Origin of the sequence: Pseudonocardia sp. CA-142604 (assembly GCF_050948475.1) — a bacterium.
GTDB lineage: Bacteria > Actinomycetota > Actinomycetes > Mycobacteriales > Pseudonocardiaceae > Pseudonocardia > Pseudonocardia alaniniphila.
Genome location: NZ_CP192045.1, coordinates 9790100 through 9806179 on the forward strand (window position 1 = coordinate 9790100; position 16080 = coordinate 9806179).

At 72.3% G+C, this 16080-nt stretch carries 15 protein-coding genes; 5 read left to right on the forward strand and 10 right to left on the reverse strand.

The window, feature by feature from the left end; translation table 11 throughout:
* Nucleotides 1-18: 18 nt before the first annotated feature.
* The 3 genes from ACQPZQ_RS44755 to ACQPZQ_RS44765 are packed head-to-tail and all read left to right on the forward strand — an operon-like array spanning nucleotide 19 to nucleotide 1886.
* The gene (locus tag ACQPZQ_RS44755; RefSeq protein ID WP_433290521.1) at nucleotides 19-195 is read left to right on the forward strand and encodes a hypothetical protein; all 177 of its coding nucleotides are present in this window, start codon (nucleotides 19-21) and stop codon (nucleotides 193-195) included.
* Nucleotides 196-202: 7 nt separating this feature from the next.
* On the forward strand, nucleotides 203-1117 hold the full coding sequence (locus ACQPZQ_RS44760) for an amino acid ABC transporter permease (protein ID WP_433290522.1): 915 nt from the start codon (nucleotides 203-205) through the stop codon (nucleotides 1115-1117).
* 4 nt (nucleotides 1118-1121) lie between these two features.
* Nucleotides 1122-1886, forward strand: coding sequence for an amino acid ABC transporter ATP-binding protein (locus tag ACQPZQ_RS44765; RefSeq protein ID WP_433290523.1), 765 nt, complete (start codon nucleotides 1122-1124; stop codon nucleotides 1884-1886).
* On the opposite strand, the gene ACQPZQ_RS44770 is transcribed toward ACQPZQ_RS44765, so the two are convergent.
* The 3 genes from ACQPZQ_RS44770 to ACQPZQ_RS44780 form a co-directional block, all read right to left on the reverse strand.
* Nucleotides 1887-4166 (reverse strand): helix-turn-helix transcriptional regulator, encoded by a 2280-nt coding sequence (locus tag ACQPZQ_RS44770; RefSeq protein ID WP_433290524.1) that lies wholly within the window; start codon nucleotides 4164-4166, stop codon nucleotides 1887-1889.
* Nucleotides 4167-4245: 79 nt separating this feature from the next.
* On the reverse strand, nucleotides 4246-6558 hold the full coding sequence (locus ACQPZQ_RS44775; RefSeq protein WP_433290525.1) for a LuxR C-terminal-related transcriptional regulator: 2313 nt from the start codon (nucleotides 6556-6558) through the stop codon (nucleotides 4246-4248).
* Nucleotides 6559-6705: 147 nt separating this feature from the next.
* Nucleotides 6706-8265: an AAA family ATPase gene (locus ACQPZQ_RS44780; RefSeq protein WP_433290526.1), complete on the reverse strand. Its 1560-nt coding sequence runs from the start codon at nucleotides 8263-8265 to the stop codon at nucleotides 6706-6708.
* 138 nt (nucleotides 8266-8403) lie between these two features.
* On the opposite strand from ACQPZQ_RS44780, the gene ACQPZQ_RS44785 reads away from it, so the two are divergent.
* Nucleotides 8404-8919, forward strand: a complete 516-nt coding sequence (locus tag ACQPZQ_RS44785) for a hypothetical protein (RefSeq protein ID WP_433290527.1) — start codon at nucleotides 8404-8406, stop codon at nucleotides 8917-8919.
* A 10-nt stretch (nucleotides 8920-8929) separates the two neighbouring features.
* Here the strand turns inward: ACQPZQ_RS44785 and ACQPZQ_RS44790 are convergent, their stop codons facing one another.
* The 4 genes from ACQPZQ_RS44790 to ACQPZQ_RS44805 form a co-directional block, all read right to left on the reverse strand.
* Entirely contained in the window at nucleotides 8930-9436 is a 507-nt protein-coding gene (locus tag ACQPZQ_RS44790) for a class I SAM-dependent methyltransferase (RefSeq protein WP_433290528.1), read from the reverse strand.
* Nucleotides 9433-9930 (reverse strand): acyltransferase, encoded by a 498-nt coding sequence (locus ACQPZQ_RS44795; protein ID WP_433290529.1) that lies wholly within the window; start codon nucleotides 9928-9930, stop codon nucleotides 9433-9435. Before ACQPZQ_RS44795 ends, ACQPZQ_RS44790 begins: the two co-directional genes overlap by 4 nt.
* The gene (locus ACQPZQ_RS44800) at nucleotides 9909-11015 is read right to left on the reverse strand and encodes a glycosyltransferase (protein WP_433290530.1); all 1107 of its coding nucleotides are present in this window, start codon (nucleotides 11013-11015) and stop codon (nucleotides 9909-9911) included. Before ACQPZQ_RS44800 ends, ACQPZQ_RS44795 begins: the two co-directional genes overlap by 22 nt.
* Before the next feature lie 71 nt (nucleotides 11016-11086).
* Nucleotides 11087-11674 (reverse strand): peroxidase-related enzyme, encoded by a 588-nt coding sequence (locus ACQPZQ_RS44805; protein WP_344720276.1) that lies wholly within the window; start codon nucleotides 11672-11674, stop codon nucleotides 11087-11089.
* A gap of 40 nt (nucleotides 11675-11714) precedes the next feature.
* Between ACQPZQ_RS44805 and ACQPZQ_RS44810 the strand changes: the two genes are divergently transcribed.
* Nucleotides 11715-12020 carry a hypothetical protein gene (locus ACQPZQ_RS44810; RefSeq protein ID WP_433290531.1) on the forward strand — a complete coding sequence of 102 codons (306 nt, stop codon included), beginning with the start codon at nucleotides 11715-11717 and terminating at the stop codon, nucleotides 12018-12020.
* Nucleotides 12021-12054: 34 nt separating this feature from the next.
* On the opposite strand, the gene ACQPZQ_RS44815 is transcribed toward ACQPZQ_RS44810, so the two are convergent.
* The 3 genes from ACQPZQ_RS44815 to ACQPZQ_RS44825 all read right to left on the reverse strand — a co-directional run bounded on the left by ACQPZQ_RS44815 (nucleotide 12055) and on the right by ACQPZQ_RS44825 (nucleotide 16062).
* Nucleotides 12055-13932, reverse strand: coding sequence for a hypothetical protein (locus tag ACQPZQ_RS44815; RefSeq protein WP_433290532.1), 1878 nt, complete (start codon nucleotides 13930-13932; stop codon nucleotides 12055-12057).
* A 262-nt stretch (nucleotides 13933-14194) separates the two neighbouring features.
* The gene (gene mctP / locus ACQPZQ_RS44820) at nucleotides 14195-15850 is read right to left on the reverse strand and encodes a monocarboxylate uptake permease MctP (RefSeq protein ID WP_433299691.1); all 1656 of its coding nucleotides are present in this window, start codon (nucleotides 15848-15850) and stop codon (nucleotides 14195-14197) included.
* The gene (locus tag ACQPZQ_RS44825) at nucleotides 15850-16062 is read right to left on the reverse strand and encodes a DUF3311 domain-containing protein (RefSeq protein WP_433290533.1); all 213 of its coding nucleotides are present in this window, start codon (nucleotides 16060-16062) and stop codon (nucleotides 15850-15852) included. The genes mctP and ACQPZQ_RS44825 overlap by 1 nt, the downstream gene beginning before the upstream one ends.
* Nucleotides 16063-16080: the final 18 nt, after the last annotated feature.

Genomic DNA, 16080 nt, shown 5'->3' on the forward strand with positions numbered 1-16080 from the left:
GGCGGCACCGTCGGGGTGGTGGGGGACCCAGGGGACACAGCGCGTACGGCATCATCCCGCAAGAACCACTGGCAGTTCGCACAAGCCGTGCAGGGTGCTGTGAAGTCCCTGATGACCGACGGAACCTACAAGACGATCCTCGAGAAGTGGAACGTGGCCAACGGCGCGATATCCACTTCCGAGATCCGGAGCTGATCTCGCAGTGACCACCTCCCCGCCCGTGGAGACGACGCGGCGGCCGCCGCCGATCAAGGCCGTGCCCGTGCGGCACCCCGGCCGATGGCTCGCGGTCGCCGTGCTGGCCGTGCTCGCGGCGATGCTCGTCAACACGATCCTCACCAACCCCGGCTTCCGCTGGCCGGTGGTCGGGGAGTACCTCTTCTCCCCTCCGGTGCTGAACGGCCTGAGCAACACGCTCGTGCTGACCGTGCTGTCGATGGCGATCGGCATCGTCGGCGGCATCGGGCTCGCGATCATGCGGCTGTCGCCGAACCCGGTGCTCTCCAGCGTCTCGGCCGTCTACATCTGGCTGTTCCGCGGCACGCCGCTGATCGCGCAGCTGCTGTTCTGGAACTTCCTGGCCGCGCTCTACCCGCGGCTCGCGCTGGGCATCCCGTTCGGCCCGGAGTTCATCTCGTTCGACACGAACCAGCTGATCAACCAGTTCGCGGCGTGCCTGCTCGGCCTCGGCCTCAACGAGGCGGCCTACATGGCCGAGATCGTGCGCGGCGGGCTGCAGTCGGTGGACCACGGCCAGTCGGAGGCGGCGGGAGCGCTGGGCATGTCCCGGGCGCAGACGCTGCGGCGGATCGTGCTGCCCCAGGCCATGCGGGTGATCATCCCGCCCACCGGCAACGAGACCATCTCGATGCTGAAGACCACCTCGCTGGTGGTCGTGATCGGCTACTTCGAACTGCTCACCTCGGTGCAGCGGATCTACTCCACCAACTTCCAGACGATCCCGCTGCTCATCGTGGCCGCCGCCTGGTACCTGGCGCTGACGTCGGTGCTCTCGATCGGGCAGGGCTTCATCGAGCGCCACTACGGGCGGGGCACGAGTCGCGGTCCCACGGGCTCACGGCTGTTGCCGTGGCGGGCCCCAGAGCAGGCACGGTGACGACATGACCACACCCATGGTCGAAGCGACCGAGGTCCACAAGAGCTTCGGGCACGTCGAGGTACTCCGCGGCATCGACATGACCGTCATGCCCGGCGAGGTCGCCTGCATCATCGGCCCGTCGGGATCGGGCAAGTCCACGTTCCTGCGCTGCATCAACCACCTCGAGCGCATCGACGCCGGTGCGATGCGGGTGAGCGGCCAGCTCATCGGCTACCGCGAGTCCGGCGGCAAGCTCCACGAGCTGCGCGAATCCGAGGTGGCACGCCAGCGGCGCGAGATCGGCATGGTGTTCCAGCGGTTCAACCTGTTCCCGCACAAGACGGCGGTGGAGAACGTCGTGGAGGCGCCCCGCACGGTCCGGCGGGAGCCGAAGAAGCGGTCCCTGGTACGCGCGATGGAGCTGCTGGATCGCGTCGGCCTCTCGGACAAGTACGACTCCTACCCCTCCCAGCTCTCCGGCGGGCAGCAGCAGCGGGTGGCGATCGCGCGGGCGCTCGCGATGCAGCCGCGGCTGATGCTCTTCGACGAGCCCACGTCGGCGCTCGACCCGGAGCTCGTCGGCGAGGTGCTCGACGTGATGCGCGGTCTCGCCCGCGAAGGCATGACGATGGTCGTGGTGACCCACGAGATGGGATTCGCCCGCGAGGTCGGCGACACGCTGGTGTTCATGGACGAGGGCCGCATCGTCGAGGCAGGCGATCCGCGCCAGGTACTCACCAACCCACGGCACCAGCGCACGCAGGCGTTCCTGTCGAAGGTTCTCTGATCAGCGGCGGGCGCTGCGGCGCAGCGCGTGCACGGTGGCGTCGGCCCGGCCCCTGGCGCCGATCTTCGAGTAGATCCGCGTGACGTGCTGCTCCACCGTGGACACGCTGATCGACAGCTCGGACGCGATCTGCTTGTTCGCCCGGCCGCCGGCGATGAGGTCGAGCACCTCGGCCTCGCGGGCGGTGAGCCCGTCGGGATCCGTGCCTTCCCGTGCAGGGCCGCGGTCGAGCGCCAGCGCCAGCACCTCCCCGGGGGCGAGGTCCTGGCCGCTCGCCCAGGCCGAGGCGAACGCCGCCTCGCCGAGTCCGGCCCGCGCCGAGGCGACCGCCTGGCGCATCCCCTCCTGGTCGGGTGCGGAGACGTAGCCCCCCGCGTCGACGCGCGACAGCAGCGCCTCGGCGGCCGAGAAGAGCCGGACCGCACGCGGTAGGTCGGCGTCCACTGTGGCAAGCCCTTGCAGGCAGAACGCCACGTTCGGCGCGTCACCCACCTCGGCGGCCAGTCGCAGCCCCTCCCGGAAGCGGGCGGCGGCGTCGGCATCGCGCCCGGCGTCCATGGCCACGCCGGCCAGCAGGTGCGACGCCATCGCCGCGCCCTCCCGGTCACCCACCGACTCGGCCAGGTCGAGTGCCCTGCGTCCCTGGGCCTCCGCCCGGTCGAGCCTGCCCTCGCCCCGGGCGATCGTGCCGAGGAAGCACGACATGAACGACGCCGCCCATGGCTGCCCGCAGGACAGCGCCAACCCGACACCCCGCTCGAGCAGTTCGACGCCCCGCTCCTGCTCCTCGAGCCCGATCGCGGCGAACCCGGCGCTGCTCAACGCGTAGGTCTCGACAGCGGTGTCGCCCACACCGTGCGCGAACCGGATGCTGGAGTCGAGCAGGTCGGCGGCCGTCCGGTAGTCGGCCTGCCCGCAGGCCATCGTGCCGGCCACGTACATCGCCCGCGCCCGGGCCTGCTGCGACAGCGGGACGGCGAGCGCCTGCTCCATCGCCTGGCGCCCCTCGCTGAACCGGCCGCGCAACCACCAGAACAGCCACACGTGCCAGCCGAGCCGCGCGAGGCGCTCCCCGTCGCCGGTCTGCGCCAGCGTCGCGGCCGCTCCGCGCAGGTCCGGCTCGGCGTCGTCAAGGCGGTGCAGCCAGTTCAGCTGCTCGGGGCCCTGGAGCCCCGTAGCCGCCTGCCCGGTGAGGGCGAGGACGCACGCGGCGTGCGCGGCCAGTGCAGCGGCCATCGAGTCCTGCTCGTCCAGGAGCGCGAGCCCGAACTGGCGGACCGGTTCGAGCATCCGATACCGGGTGGTCCCGCCGGCCCCGGCGCCTGCCTCCGCCACCACCAGTGACTGGTCCACCAGCACGGTCAGCAGGTCGAGCGGACGCTGGTCGGCCGGGGCGGCGGCCGCGGCGGCGTCCAACCCCCACCAGCCCGAGAACACCGACAGCCGTGCGAAGAACAGCCGTTGCGGATCGTCGAGCAGGTCGTGGCTCCAGCGCAGCGCCGCCTCCAGGCTGCGGTGCCGGGGCTCGACGCCGCGATCGCCGCCCGCGAGGAGTTCGAGCTGGTCGGACAGCATCGCGGCGATCTCCGGAGCAGCGAGCACGGTGATCCTGGCGGTGGCGAGCTCGATGGCCAGCGGGAGACCGTCGAGTCCCCGGCAGATCTCGCCGATCGCCTGCGACGTGGCGGGCGTCAGCGAGAAGGTGGGCAACCGGTTGCGGGCACGCTCGACGAACAGTCGCACCGCGTCGCCGTGCAGCAACGGCGGCACCCGCCAGACGATCTCACCCGGCAGGCCGAGCGACCGCCTGCTGGTCGCGAGCACGCGCACGCGCGGGCACCCGGCCAGCAGCGCGTGGACCAGCGCCGCCGCGGCTTCGACGACGTGCTCGCAGTTGTCGAGCAGGACGAGCAGTGTGCGCTCACGCAGGGCGCCGGTGAGCACGTCCGGCGGTGGGACGCCGGGCTGCTCACGCACACCGAGGGCCTGCGCGACGAGCTGCGGGACGAGGTCGGCGTCGCCTGTGGCGGCCAGGTCGACGAACCAGCAGCCCTCCGGGAACCGGCCGAGCACCTCCACGGCGACACGGGTGGCGAGCCGCGTCTTGCCACAGCCGCCGGGCCCGGTCAGCGTGATCAACCGCTGCTCGGCGAGCGCAGCCGTGACGGCGGCAACCTCCGCGCCACGCCCGACGAAGCGCGTGAGGTCGAAGGGCAGGTTGTGGACGCTGTCCTCGGGCACGACCTGCCACGCGGAGGCGGCGCCGGTCGTCCTGGCCACGGCCGGATGCTTCCACAGCGGCGCGGCCCGGACCATGTGACGCAGGCCCCGTGACCCGCTCGGCGGAATCCCCGATCGCTCAGGTCCCGGCTCTGACCTGCGCTGCGAGAGCCGCCCGAGTCGGGACACCGAGTTTGCCGAAAGCCCGCCCGAGATGTGTCTCGACGGTTTTGACCGACAACATCAGCTCCTCGGCGATCTCGCGGTTGGTGCGGCCGGTCGCGACCATCAGCGCGATCTGGTGCTCGCGGGGGCTCAGCACGTCGCGGGCAGTGCTTCCGGCTCCACCGCTGCGGATCCCCCGCAGCAGCGCGGCTGCCTGTGCACCGAGCCCGGCGGCCCCGTATCGAGCCAGCACATCGGCCGCCTCGCCCAGCTCGGCCGTCGCGCGGGACCTCTGTCCGGCAGCGCCCAGCGCGATGCCGGCGAGCGTGCGCGAGCGGGCCGCCTCGATCGGGTTCCCCGCGCCGTCGAGCAATTCGGCGGACCGCAGCGCCAGGCAGGCCGCCCGCGCGTGCTCGCGGTGGGCGTTGCGGACGGCCGCTGCCGCTCTCAGGGCCCACCCGGTGCGGCCTGCGAGACCGAGACCGGTCGCCGCCTCCTCGGCCCGCTCGGCCCAGGCCGTGGCGTCGGACCGGCGCCCCGAGCGGATCTCGGCTTCGGTGAGCAACGCGAAGCAGTAGGGCCGGTGGCTCCGGGGGATCCGCGGGAGCTCCTCTCCGCCTCCGGCCTCCCGCAACGCAGCGATCCCGGCGTTGTGGTCGCCTGCCACGAGCCGCACCTCCGCGGTGGTGGCAGCGATCTCGGCGGTGGTCCCGGACAGCCCGCGCGCCCTCCGGCACAGCCGCGCCGCCCCGGGTAGATCCCCGGCGACGATCGCGGTGGTACAGCGGCTCCACAGCGCGCGGAGCCGGCTGTCGGGTGCCCCCGTCGACCGCGAACCGGCGATGGCCGCGTCACCGCTGCGCGCGGCCTCGGCCAGCGCGCCCGTCCAGGTCAGCGCGACGGCGAGGGCGGAGCGCGCCTCGGGAAGCAGGTGGACCTGGCCCGTCTGCTCGGCGAGGGCGAGCGCCCGGCGCAGGTGCAGGCATGCGGGGTCCGGCCGCTCGATCGTGATCTCGCTCCAGCCCAGCAGGAGCAGGGCGTCGATGTGCGCGGTGAGGACCTCGTCCGGGAGAGCATCGAGCAGCGCGGCCGCCTCGTCGGCCGCCGCGCCGGCCTCGGCAACGGAGCCGCCCCGACCGGCCGCTCCGGCCAGCAGTGCAGCCGCCGCCCCCTGCAGGGCGGGGTCCGTGCCGGCGGCGTCGCGAGCCCGGCTCGCCCAGCTCCGTGCCTGCTCGTGATCGGCAGCCCACAGATGAGCCGCACCGATCGCCAGCCGCAGCCGGGTGGCGGTGGCCGAGTCGGCGTCGGGAACGGCGCCCAGGGCCGCGGTGAGCAGCCGCAGCGCCTCCGGCCCCTGGCGCGTGTGCCCGCCGAGGCCCGCGGAGTCCGGCTCAGCGGGAGAGATGCGGGCGCGTGCGTCGGCACTACGGCCCGGGCCGGTCGACCTGTACGCCGCGCGCCGCAACACCGGGCGCCGGAACGTGAAGCACCGGGGGACCTCGGTCGCACGCACGAGGTCGCGACTGCACAGCTCGTCGAGCAGGTCGAGCGCCTCCCCCTCCGGCAGTGCGGCGGCAGCCGCGGCCCGTCCGATCTCGAACGGGTCCCCGACGACGGCGGCCGCGGTGAGCAACCGTGTTGCGGAGACCGGCAGCGCGCCCAACTCCTCGCGCAGCGACGCGACGATGCCGCTCGGCACCCCCGGCCCGGCACCGTCCGGCCCGTCGGACGGCTCCGCCGCCGAGCGTGCGAGCTCGCGCAGGTAGAACGGGTTGCCTCCGCTCTCCTCGCGGATCCGGGCCCGCTCGGGATCGGGGAGACGGCCATCGAGCAACGCATCGGCCTGGTCGGGGGGCAGGGGCCCGAGCTCGACCGTCGACAGCGTGCCGGCCCGTTCGGCAGCCCGCAGTGCCCGCAGCAGCCTGCGGGGGGCGTACTGCGGTCGCAGCCCCATACCCAGGAGCACCCGGTGGCCGGGCGGGTGGCGCAGCATGCGGTCGACGAGCTCGACGGTGGCCGGGTCGGCCCGGTGGACGTCGTCCACGACGACGAGCAGCGGTGCCCCGCCGGCGGACAGCGCCGCGACGTGCGGCGCCTGCCCGTCCCGGCCGACCCGGCCGACCACGACGAAGAAACCCGCAGCCTCGGCGCTCCCCGCCAGATGCTCCAGCAGCAGGGTCTTGCCGATGCCGGGCTCGCCGCACACCACGAGGGCATGCGACGAGCCTGCGGCGACCTCAGCCACGATGACGTCGGCGAAAGCCTGTTCGACCTCGCGCCCAACCATCGTGGCGGGTCCTCCCCGTCGTGGTTCCGAACGGCCCGCACACCCCCTCAGAGCGGGCCACATGCAGCCTGTCCCGCCCACAGTCGCGGGACCATCAGGGATAACCCCTATGCGGTACCCCTGGGACTCCGACACGGCCCCACTCCCTCACCGCGACGGGACGAGGAGACCGCCGACAGCGGCGCGGGTGCGGGCACCGAGCTTCCCGAGCACCCGGGAGACGTAGCGCTCCACGGTCTTCTCGGCCAGATGCAGTGCGGCGCCGATCTCCCGGTTCGTCCGGCCCTCGGAGACGAGTGCGGCGACCATCCGTTCCCGGTCGGTCAGCTCGTCCGCCTGCGGCCGCAGCACGCGACGCACGACGATCCTGGCGCCTTCGGGGGCGCGGGCGGAGCCCCGGCAGCCCGGCGCGGTCCCCCGGTGGGCCTCGGGAGGGCTTCCGGCAGCGCTCCTGCCTGCAGCCACCAGGTCGAGGACATCCCGGAAGGTGGCCCGGGCTTCGCCCGGCCTGCCGGCGTTCTCGAGGGCGAGGGCCCGCCGCGTGAGCAGAACGACCCGCTCGGTGGGGGTGGCGTGCGGCAACAGGCGTAGCGCATCCGCGTACCACTGCTCGGCATCGCCGGGCACGCGCGCCGCGACGTCGTCGGCGGCGCGGATGAGCAGCCCGGCGGACGCGCGGTCACCCGGCCGGGCCGACCGTGCGACATGCGGGGCGCGCACGACCGGCGGCGCCCCGGCGCGCGCGAGCGCAACGGCGGCCCTCCCGTGCGCGCCGGTGCTCCATCCCGGGCCCGTGTGGTCGCGGACGATCCGGTGCAGCAGCGGGTGCCGGAACCGGAACGTGCGGATCGCGTCGGCCGGACGGACGAGGCCGGCGTCGACGAGCTCGTCGATCGGGGGCCGCACGGGAGTGCCCGCCGCCACGGCCGCCAGGTCGAGGTCGAACGGGTCACCGACGACAGCCGCGCCCTGCAGCAGGCATCGAGCCTCCCGAACGAGCTGCTCGATCTCCTCGACCACCAGGTCCACGACCGCCCCCGGGACTCCTTCGCCGTGGCGCGCCATGTGGAGCAGGTGGAACGGGTTGCCGCCGCATCGGCGCACCAGCGCGTCACGCCGCTGCATCAGCCGGGCCGTCGGGGCGACGAGCCGCGCGGCCGCCCGGTCGTCGAGTGGACCGAGCTCGACCCGCTCGACGAGCCCGGATACGGCTGCTTCGGCCAGCGCGGCGGCGAGCCGCTCCTGCCGAGGGAGCAACCGGCGGGCGAGCACGAACAGCACGGGCGCCCGGGGCGGCGCGCGGAGCAGATGCTCCAGCAACGCGACGGACGCCCGGTCCGCCCACTGGAGGTCGTCGAGCGCGAGAACCGCGGGTCGACCTGCGGCGAGCCGCTCGAGCAGCGACCCGACGACCGCGTGCGGACGCGGGAGCGCGGTCAGGCCGGCCGCGGGCAGGTGGGCGCCCAGCGCCTCGGCGAGCGGGACGTACGGGCTCTTCTGCTCGCACTCGGCGCCGCGACCGAGGAGCACCAGGCCGCCGTCGGCGCGCACCCGCTCGGTGAGGACGTCGAGCAGTGCGCTCTTGCCGATCCCCGGCTCGCCGACCAGCTCCACGACGACGCCACCGCGCGCCGCCCTGCCCCACGCGTGGTCGAGCCGGGCCAGTTCCAGCGTCCGCCCGGCGAGCTCCCCTTCCGACCTCGGCATGCGTCACCCCTGGTCAGGAACCCCCGCTCGTGGGGCGACGGTACCCAAATACCGCGAGGTCGCGGGGTCTCCCCGATACCGCTCACCCTGCTGGGCCACACAGCATCGACGCCGCCGCCCCCTCCCGAAAGGGCTGACATGGACCCGGCGACGACGTTCTACCAGACCCTCAGCAGCATGAGCCTCACGCTGCTCGCGATCTGGTTCGCAGTCATGCAGTTCGCCCACGGCGGATGGCGCACCGATCCGGAGCGGCACGCCACCACCCTGCACGTGACCCTGAAGTTCTTCCTGCCCGGCGTGATGGGCCTCGCCTCGCTGCTGGCGTCGGTGAACGACGGCGGGCTGATCTGGCGGATCACGTTCGTGCTGGGTGGATTGATCGGTCTGGTCGAGTCGGTGCGCTACCTCCAGCACGGCGGCGGCCAGGTCGGGCGCATCACCGTCCGGAAGCTCTCGGTGGTCGACCCACTGCTCTACGCCCTCGTGGTGGCCGCCGCGTTCGTCCCGCCCGGCGCCACCCGGCTCACGCCGCTGCAGATCGAGGGCATCGTCACCGGTCTGCTGTTCGTCTCCGGTCTCTGTGGAGTGTGGCTCGCGGTCTCGGAGCGCGCCCCGGAGCAGGAGGGCGCGGACCCGACGAAGTCGACGTAGTAGGCGCCCGTCAGGGCTTGGTCGCGTACAGACGCAGGTTGCGGATGTCGTACGTGAACAGCTCGTCGACGACGAAGAACGGCGCGACGGCCGCCCGCAGCGAATCGGCGTCGAACATGGTGTGGTGGGCGTTCCAGATCCACAGCGGCACGCCGCGTCCGTCCACACCCTTGTGGGCCTCGCGCTCGGAGTGGCCGCCGAGCATCCAGTAGTTCGCCTCTGCGGTGTCGATCGTGCCCTCGACCCACTGAGTGGCGATGAACCGCGCGTCCGGGACGCCGATGTCGATCGTCGCCCCGGGCCGCAGTATGCGAGCCCACTCCCGCAACGTCTCGGGGATGAGCTCGTAGCTCTGGTGCTCGAGCACGTGGTTGGCACGTAGCGCGTCGAGCGAGCCCGACGCGAACGGCAGGCGGTCGATCGCACAGCGGACCTCGATGTCCGGGAGCGCGAGCAGGTCGACGTGCAGGTCGTAATCGGGGTGCGGCTTCTCCCCTGCGCCGATCTCCAGCCTCATGTGGTGGGCGGCGTGATCTTCTTGATGACCTTCGCCGGGCGCCCCGCCACCACCGTGTAGGGCTCGACGTCCTCACGCACCAGCGACCCGCCGGCTACGACGGCGTGGTCGCCGATGGTGACCGGACCGAGCACGAGGACGTCGCTGGCCAGCCAGACCCCCTCACCGATCACCACGTCACGGCCGGACTTGGGGAAGGCCAACTGCCGGGCACGGCCGAACTGCTCGATGTCGTGGGTGCCGGTGAGGACCGCGACGTCGTGGCCGAAGAAGGCGTACTCGCCGATCGTGATCGTGCCTCCGGACATGTTGAACAGCGCGTTGTTGACCACGGCGGTATCCGGGATGTGCAACCGCGAGCGGTCGCCGTGCCAGCGGTAGGAGTACAGCGCGTCCAGCTTCAGTTCCTGGACCTGTCGGGCCACCTGTTCCGCAACCAGTGCATCCAGCGGGCCGCGCAGGGCGCGGGCGATCAGGCGGTCAAGCAGTCGCATGCGATTTGCCCTCCGGCATCCTTGTCGGTGTCGGAATGGTGGCACACGGGCGCACCGGACAGCAGCAGTTCGAGTCTCGTGGAGAGCGCGTCGAGCCCGAAGTGCTTGTTTGCGACGGCCTCGTTGTGATCGAGCATCGATACGTCCGGATCGGCCAACCAGGCGCGCAGCGGCTCGGGGTCGGCCGCCCGGAACCAGCGGAACCCGAACGCGGCGAGCTCGTCGGCCACCGGGAAGTCACCCACCGCGAGCGGCTTTCGGTGCAGCGCCGACTCGATCAGCGGCAGCCCGAAGCCCTCCCACGACGACGGGAGCACCACGGCGTCGCACGCCGCGTAGGCCGCGGCCATGTCGGCACCCGGTGGGAGCCCGCGCCGCACGGGGACCCGGGCCCTCCGCAAGAGCCGGGCGAGCTCGTCCGCGAACCCGTCCTCGGCCGGGCCGGTGAGCCAGAAGGTGCCGCCCAGCGACTCGGCGAGCGCCAGCCCGACGTCGACGTTCTTGCGGGCGATCGCGCGGGTCGGCTGCAGCACCAGCGGGCCGGCACCGACCTGGAGCCGAGCCCGCACGGCGTCGCGCGCCTCGGGTCGCGGCACCTCGTCGAACCCGTGGTAGACGGTGGTGGCCGAGATGCTGCGCCGGTCGGCCAGGGAGAGGCGAGCCATGTCGTTGACCGTGACGTGGCGCCACGACGGGTCGTCCGGCGGCCACGTCGTCACCGAGGCGAACCGTTCGCGCTCCCACGGCAGGTCGTGGTGACGCAGGATCGCCTGGCGGCCCCGCAGGTACTCGGCCACCGCCTCGCCCGCAGCCTGGTTCACCGGCAGCGAGCACACGTTGTCGGCCACGACCACGTCGGCGTCCTGCAACGCCTGGTCCAGCGACCGTCGCGACGGCGGTTTCGCGGCGTCCAGCGCGAGACCGGGCACGAGCACGTCGGGGCATCCGTCCCCGGCGACCAGCCGCACCCGCATCCCGATACGCCGGAAACCCGCAGCCCACTGGCTCGCCGTGACCGACACACCGTCGGCCATCCCAAGGCGGTAGGAGACAATCGCCACCCGCTTCCCGACGAGGTTCGACATTCGCGCATCGTCCCTGGGTTGCATCACCACCGCATGACCTGCTGGTTGCACGGAGACTGCACGGAGAGGTTCTACGATCTCGGCAGCCTGCCCATGAGGTAGAACTCGGGGTTCGGTCGAAGGGCCGTGAGATGGGCCAGGCGGTTGGACATCGCGAACAACGCCGTGATCGCCCCGACGTCCCAGATTTCATCCTCGGAGAGGCCCGCCATCCGGGCGTCGTCGAGCTCGGCGTCGGTGAGCGATGCGGAGTCGGTGGCGATCAGCAGCGCCAGGTCCACGATGGCGCGTTCCCGTGGGCTCAGCTCGACCCCCCAGGGGTTCGTGGCCACCCGGTCGGCGATCTCCGCGTCCTTCGCGCGCACCCGCAGGATGGCGCCGTGCGCGACCACGCAGTAGGTGCAGTGGTTGGCACCCGAGGTGGCCACCACCACCAGCTCCCGCTCCGCTCTGCTCAGGCCGTCGTCGGAGTCCATCAGTGCATCGTGGTAATCGAGGAACGCGCGAAGCTCGGCGGGTCTGCGGGCGAGCGCCCGGAAGACGTTCGGCACGAACCCCGACTTCTCGGTGATCACCTCGATGCGTCGGCGCAGGTCGGCGGGCATGTCCTCGAGCTCGACGTGGCCGAACCGGCTCACGGGGTGCGGCGCAGCATCCATAGCCCTCGACGGTAGCCCCCAGAAGCGCCACGATGCGCTCATGCCCGTGTCCGAGGAGATCCGCACCCTCCTGTCCCATTGGTGCGCCGACCGTGTGCCCGAGGCCGAGCGTGAGCAGTGGCAGATCGGCTACACGATCCAGGGCGACGAGATCACGATCCTCGACCGTCGACCGCCCGCCTACCCCGAGCTCTCCGCCGCCTGGTCGGCCACGCCGATCGCCCTGCTGCGCCCGAACGACGAGGAACCCGGCGGCTGGGTGCTCTATCGGCCGATCGCTGACGGCTGGCAACGCGAGACGGCAGGCGACGACCCGATCGGACTCCTGGAACAGGTGCGCGGCTGAACAGAGGAAGCGCCCCTCCGGCCGACGTTCGCCCTCAGGTCGCGGCCCAACTGGCCGGAGCAGTCTTGCGGTTCCCGCTGTTCAGGGGAACGACCCGGCCTCCGCCACCCTTGCTCTCGCGGCGGATCACCAGCGCTGACGCCCGCCGCAGCACGCTGAGCAGCGAGGGGGTGTCGCTCGGCTGCTCGTCCGGTGCGACCACCGCGACCATCCGGGGGGCCACCGCCGTGAGCAGCAACCGCTCGACGCCGAGCTCGGACGCGTCCAGCACCAGCACGACATCGGCGCTGTCGGCAGGCGGGACCGCCGCCAGCAGCGCCTCCACCGGAACGAACGAGGCCACGCCGAGCGCCGCAGGGTCGTTCTGGGCCAGCGCCGTCCAGGCCTGGGCGAGCTCGGGCGCACCGGCGCCCAGCCGCTGAAGCAGCGTCGCCTGGAGGTTCTCGTCGTGCACGTCGCGACGTGCCCCCGCGAGGGCGTCGAAGGCCGCGGCGTAGGCGTTGGCGTCGCGCTTCCGCAATGCGACGACGGCCTGCTCGTACTCCGGTGGCTGCTCGGCACCGCCCCGGGCGGCCAGCTCGCCTGCGATGGAGTCCAGCCTGCGCTCGGCCATGATGGCCCCGCCGTGGTCGGCGTACTCGAGGATCGCGCCTGCGATCTCCTCTGCGCTCTCGACGTCGGGCACCGACAGCGGCGAGTCGGGCGCGAGGAACAGCACGTCGTGGCGCAGGGCCCCGACCGAGCGGGCCGCCGCCGCGACCTTCACGAGCCCCTCGGCCAGCTCGGACAGCTCGCTCTCGTTGCGTGGCGTGGGCAGGCCCAGCTCCATGCACCCGAGGTGGATGCGATGACGCCGTTCTCCGAGCTCGAGGTGCTCGATGACGCGCTGGATGTCGTCGGCGGTCTCCGGGGCACGTGGGCCCACGCGGGCCGGGGCAAGGATGGCCCGCACCTCCCGCTGCACCGAGTTGCGGAAGTAGGAGCGGGCCCGGCCTCCGGACTCGAGGTACTCCCGGTACCGGCGCAGTACGTCCAGCGCACCGGGCGGCGGCGTGGCGGAGAAGGACACAGGTGGCAGGTAGCGGGCCCGGTCGAGGACGGCGACGGCCTGGGCGGTGTCCTCCAGCATCCGGTCGAACGGCGCGCGGTTCTGGCCGTAGATGAGATGCGACAGCAGCCCCCGCATCCAGGTGTGCTCGGTGCGGGGCGGCAGCGCACCGAGCGAGCGGTTCACGCAGCGGGCCACCGACGTCACCGCGTTGCGCCGCTCGGGGTCGAGGTTCGACAGCAGCGCTGGGACCATGGACGCCCGGTTGCTCACCGAGTTGTTCCAGTCGGCCTGCGTACACAGCGCCGCGACCTCGTGCGGCGCGGGCAGCAGCCCGTCGGCCGGGAGCTCCTGGGCGGCCCGGGCACGTCGCTCCGGGGTGGAGGTGGCCAGCAACCTGCGTAGCTCGCGTAGCTCGGCCGTGGTGAGCGGGGGTAGACCGTCGAGGGCCCGCGCCGCGGCATCCGCAGGCATCGCAGTGCGAACCGCTCCGAGCTCGACGGCGTCGGTGGCCGTGACGACCACGCGCCTGCCGTCGGCGAGCAGGGCCGCGACGGCGCCCGCCACGGCAGCGGGGTCGAACTCCTCGAGGACCACGAGGGTGTTGTCCCGCATCGCCGCGACGATCGACCGCGAATCCTCGGCGGGGTGGCGCTGCGGGGGTGGAAGCTCCCCGACGGACGCCGCGAGTGCCTCGGCGAGCCTGCGCAGCCCGGGCGGGGGCGCTCCCGCCGCGATGGATCGGCGGATCTGTTCCTTGGCCGACGCTGTGGCCGGATCCGACCCCGCTGCGGCCAGGCGATCGACGAAGACGGCGAGGTCGTGATCCTCGCCGTTCTGGTTCGCCGGTCCGACATCCAGCACGTGGTCACCTCCGACTGCCGGCGCCGAGCAGCGACGGTCACCCCTCGTATCGCGAGCGCCGTGAGGGATGTTGCACCTCACGGGGCACGCCGAGCAATCGGTTGGCAACCGAACGGTTCACCCCGGGCGGTGTTCGGTCACCCGGATGAGTGAAATATTCCGAGTGTCCGGTAAGTGGCGCCCTGTCCGCTCCTTCGGCCGAGGAGCGGCCGCTTTTCCCGGCCGAACGGTCATGACCCGCCGACGGGCAGCCTCCCGATGTTCATCGGCCGGCCACTGCGGCCGGTGCCGGCACCAACTCCGGGAGATCGTCGGAGTCGGCGTCGGCGTGGTAGTCGGCGTCGGTGGTGCGGTCCTCGCCTTCGGGGACGTGGGCGGCCCGCAGCACGAGCGTCGCCACGACGGAGACGACGACGTTGACGGCCAGCGCGACGAACCCGACGAAGATCTGCAGCTGAGAGCCTGCGAAGGGGTGCCAGCCGAATACCGGGAGCCGGTCGAGCGGGAGGGCGGAGCCGCCGAAGTGGGCGCTGCCGGTGGCCGGGTTGGGGATGATCCAGAGCAGGTAGAGGGCGTAGGCCATGCCGATGACCCAGCCGATGATCAGTGCCCAGCGGTGCAGCCAGCGGGTGTAGAGCGCGATCGCGACCGCGGGCAGGGTCTGCAGGATGATCACGCCGCCGATGAGTTGCAGGTCGACGGAGAACTGCGGGTCGATGAGCACGATGCACAGCACGGCACCGACCTTGACCACGAGCGACGCGAGCTTGGCCTGCTTGGCCTCCTGGTGGGGAGTGGCGTCGGGGCGCAGGAATTCCTTGTAGATGTTGCGGGTCCACAGGTTCGCCGCGGCGATGGACATGATCGCGGCGGGCACCAGGGCACCGATGCCGATCGCGGCGAAGGCCACGCCGGTGAACACGGGGCCGAACTCGTCGGCGAACAGCATCGGGATGATGGTGTTGGTGTCGGGGCGGCCGGTGGCGGCGTTGGTGATGGGCTGGACGTGGGCGGCGATCGCGACGAAGCCCAGCAGCATGATCAGGCCCAGCACGAACGAGTAGGCGGGCAGGGCGACCATGTTGCGGCGGATCACGTCGCGGCCGCGCGAGGCCAGCACCCCGGTCATGGCGTGGGGGTAGAGGAACAGGGCCAGCGCGGAACCGAGCGCGAGGGTGACGTACTGCAGTTGGTTGTTCGCGCCCAGGACGATCCCGTCGGCGGGGCTGGGGGTGGCGGTGAACTTGGCGTCGGCGGCGTTGAAGATGGCCGCCCAGCCGCCCAGCCGCAGCGGCAGGTAGACCACGGCGACCAGCACCACGATGTAGATCAGGATGTCCTTGACGAAGGCGATGAGGGCAGGGGCACGCAGCCCGGACTGGTAGGTGTAGGCGGCCAGGATCAGGAACGCCACCAGCAGCGGCAGGTGCCCGAGCAGCCCGCCTGCGTTGAGGCCCATCGTGCGCAGCACCGCTTCGAGCCCGGCCAGTTGCAGCGCGATGTAGGGCATCGTCGCGACCAGGCCGGTGATGGCCACCAACAGGGCCAGCACCGGGCTGGAGTAGCGGCCGCGGACGAAGTCGGCGGGGGTGAGGTAGCCGTTGACCCGCGACACCGACCACATCCGCAGCAGCGGCAGGAACACCAGCGGGTAGGCGATCACCGCGTACGGGAGTGCGAAGAACCCGGCGGCGCCGGCGCCGAACAACAACGCGGGCACCGCGACGAAGGTGTAGGCGGTGTAGAGGTCACCGCCGATGAGGAACCAGGTGATCCAGGAACCGAACCGGCGCCCGCCCAGCCCCCACTCCTCCAGATGATCCAGCGTCTGCCCGCGCCGCCACCCGGCGGCGACGAATCCCAGCGCCGACACCGCCACGAACAACACCGCGAACACGATCAGTTCGGGCACCCGGATCACCGGCCGGACCCCGTATCCAGCGCATCGACGTCATTCGCAACGGAGACGGACGGCGCGCGGCCGCCGCGGGTGCGCACATGCACGATCGCGACGATCGCCACGCTCACCGGCACCCAGGCCAGCTGGATCCAGTAGAAGAACGGCAACCCGAGAAACCGCGGTTCCACGCTGTTGATCCAGGGCGTGACCAGGATCAGGAACGGCACCACGAGCAAGAGATTCCAGGC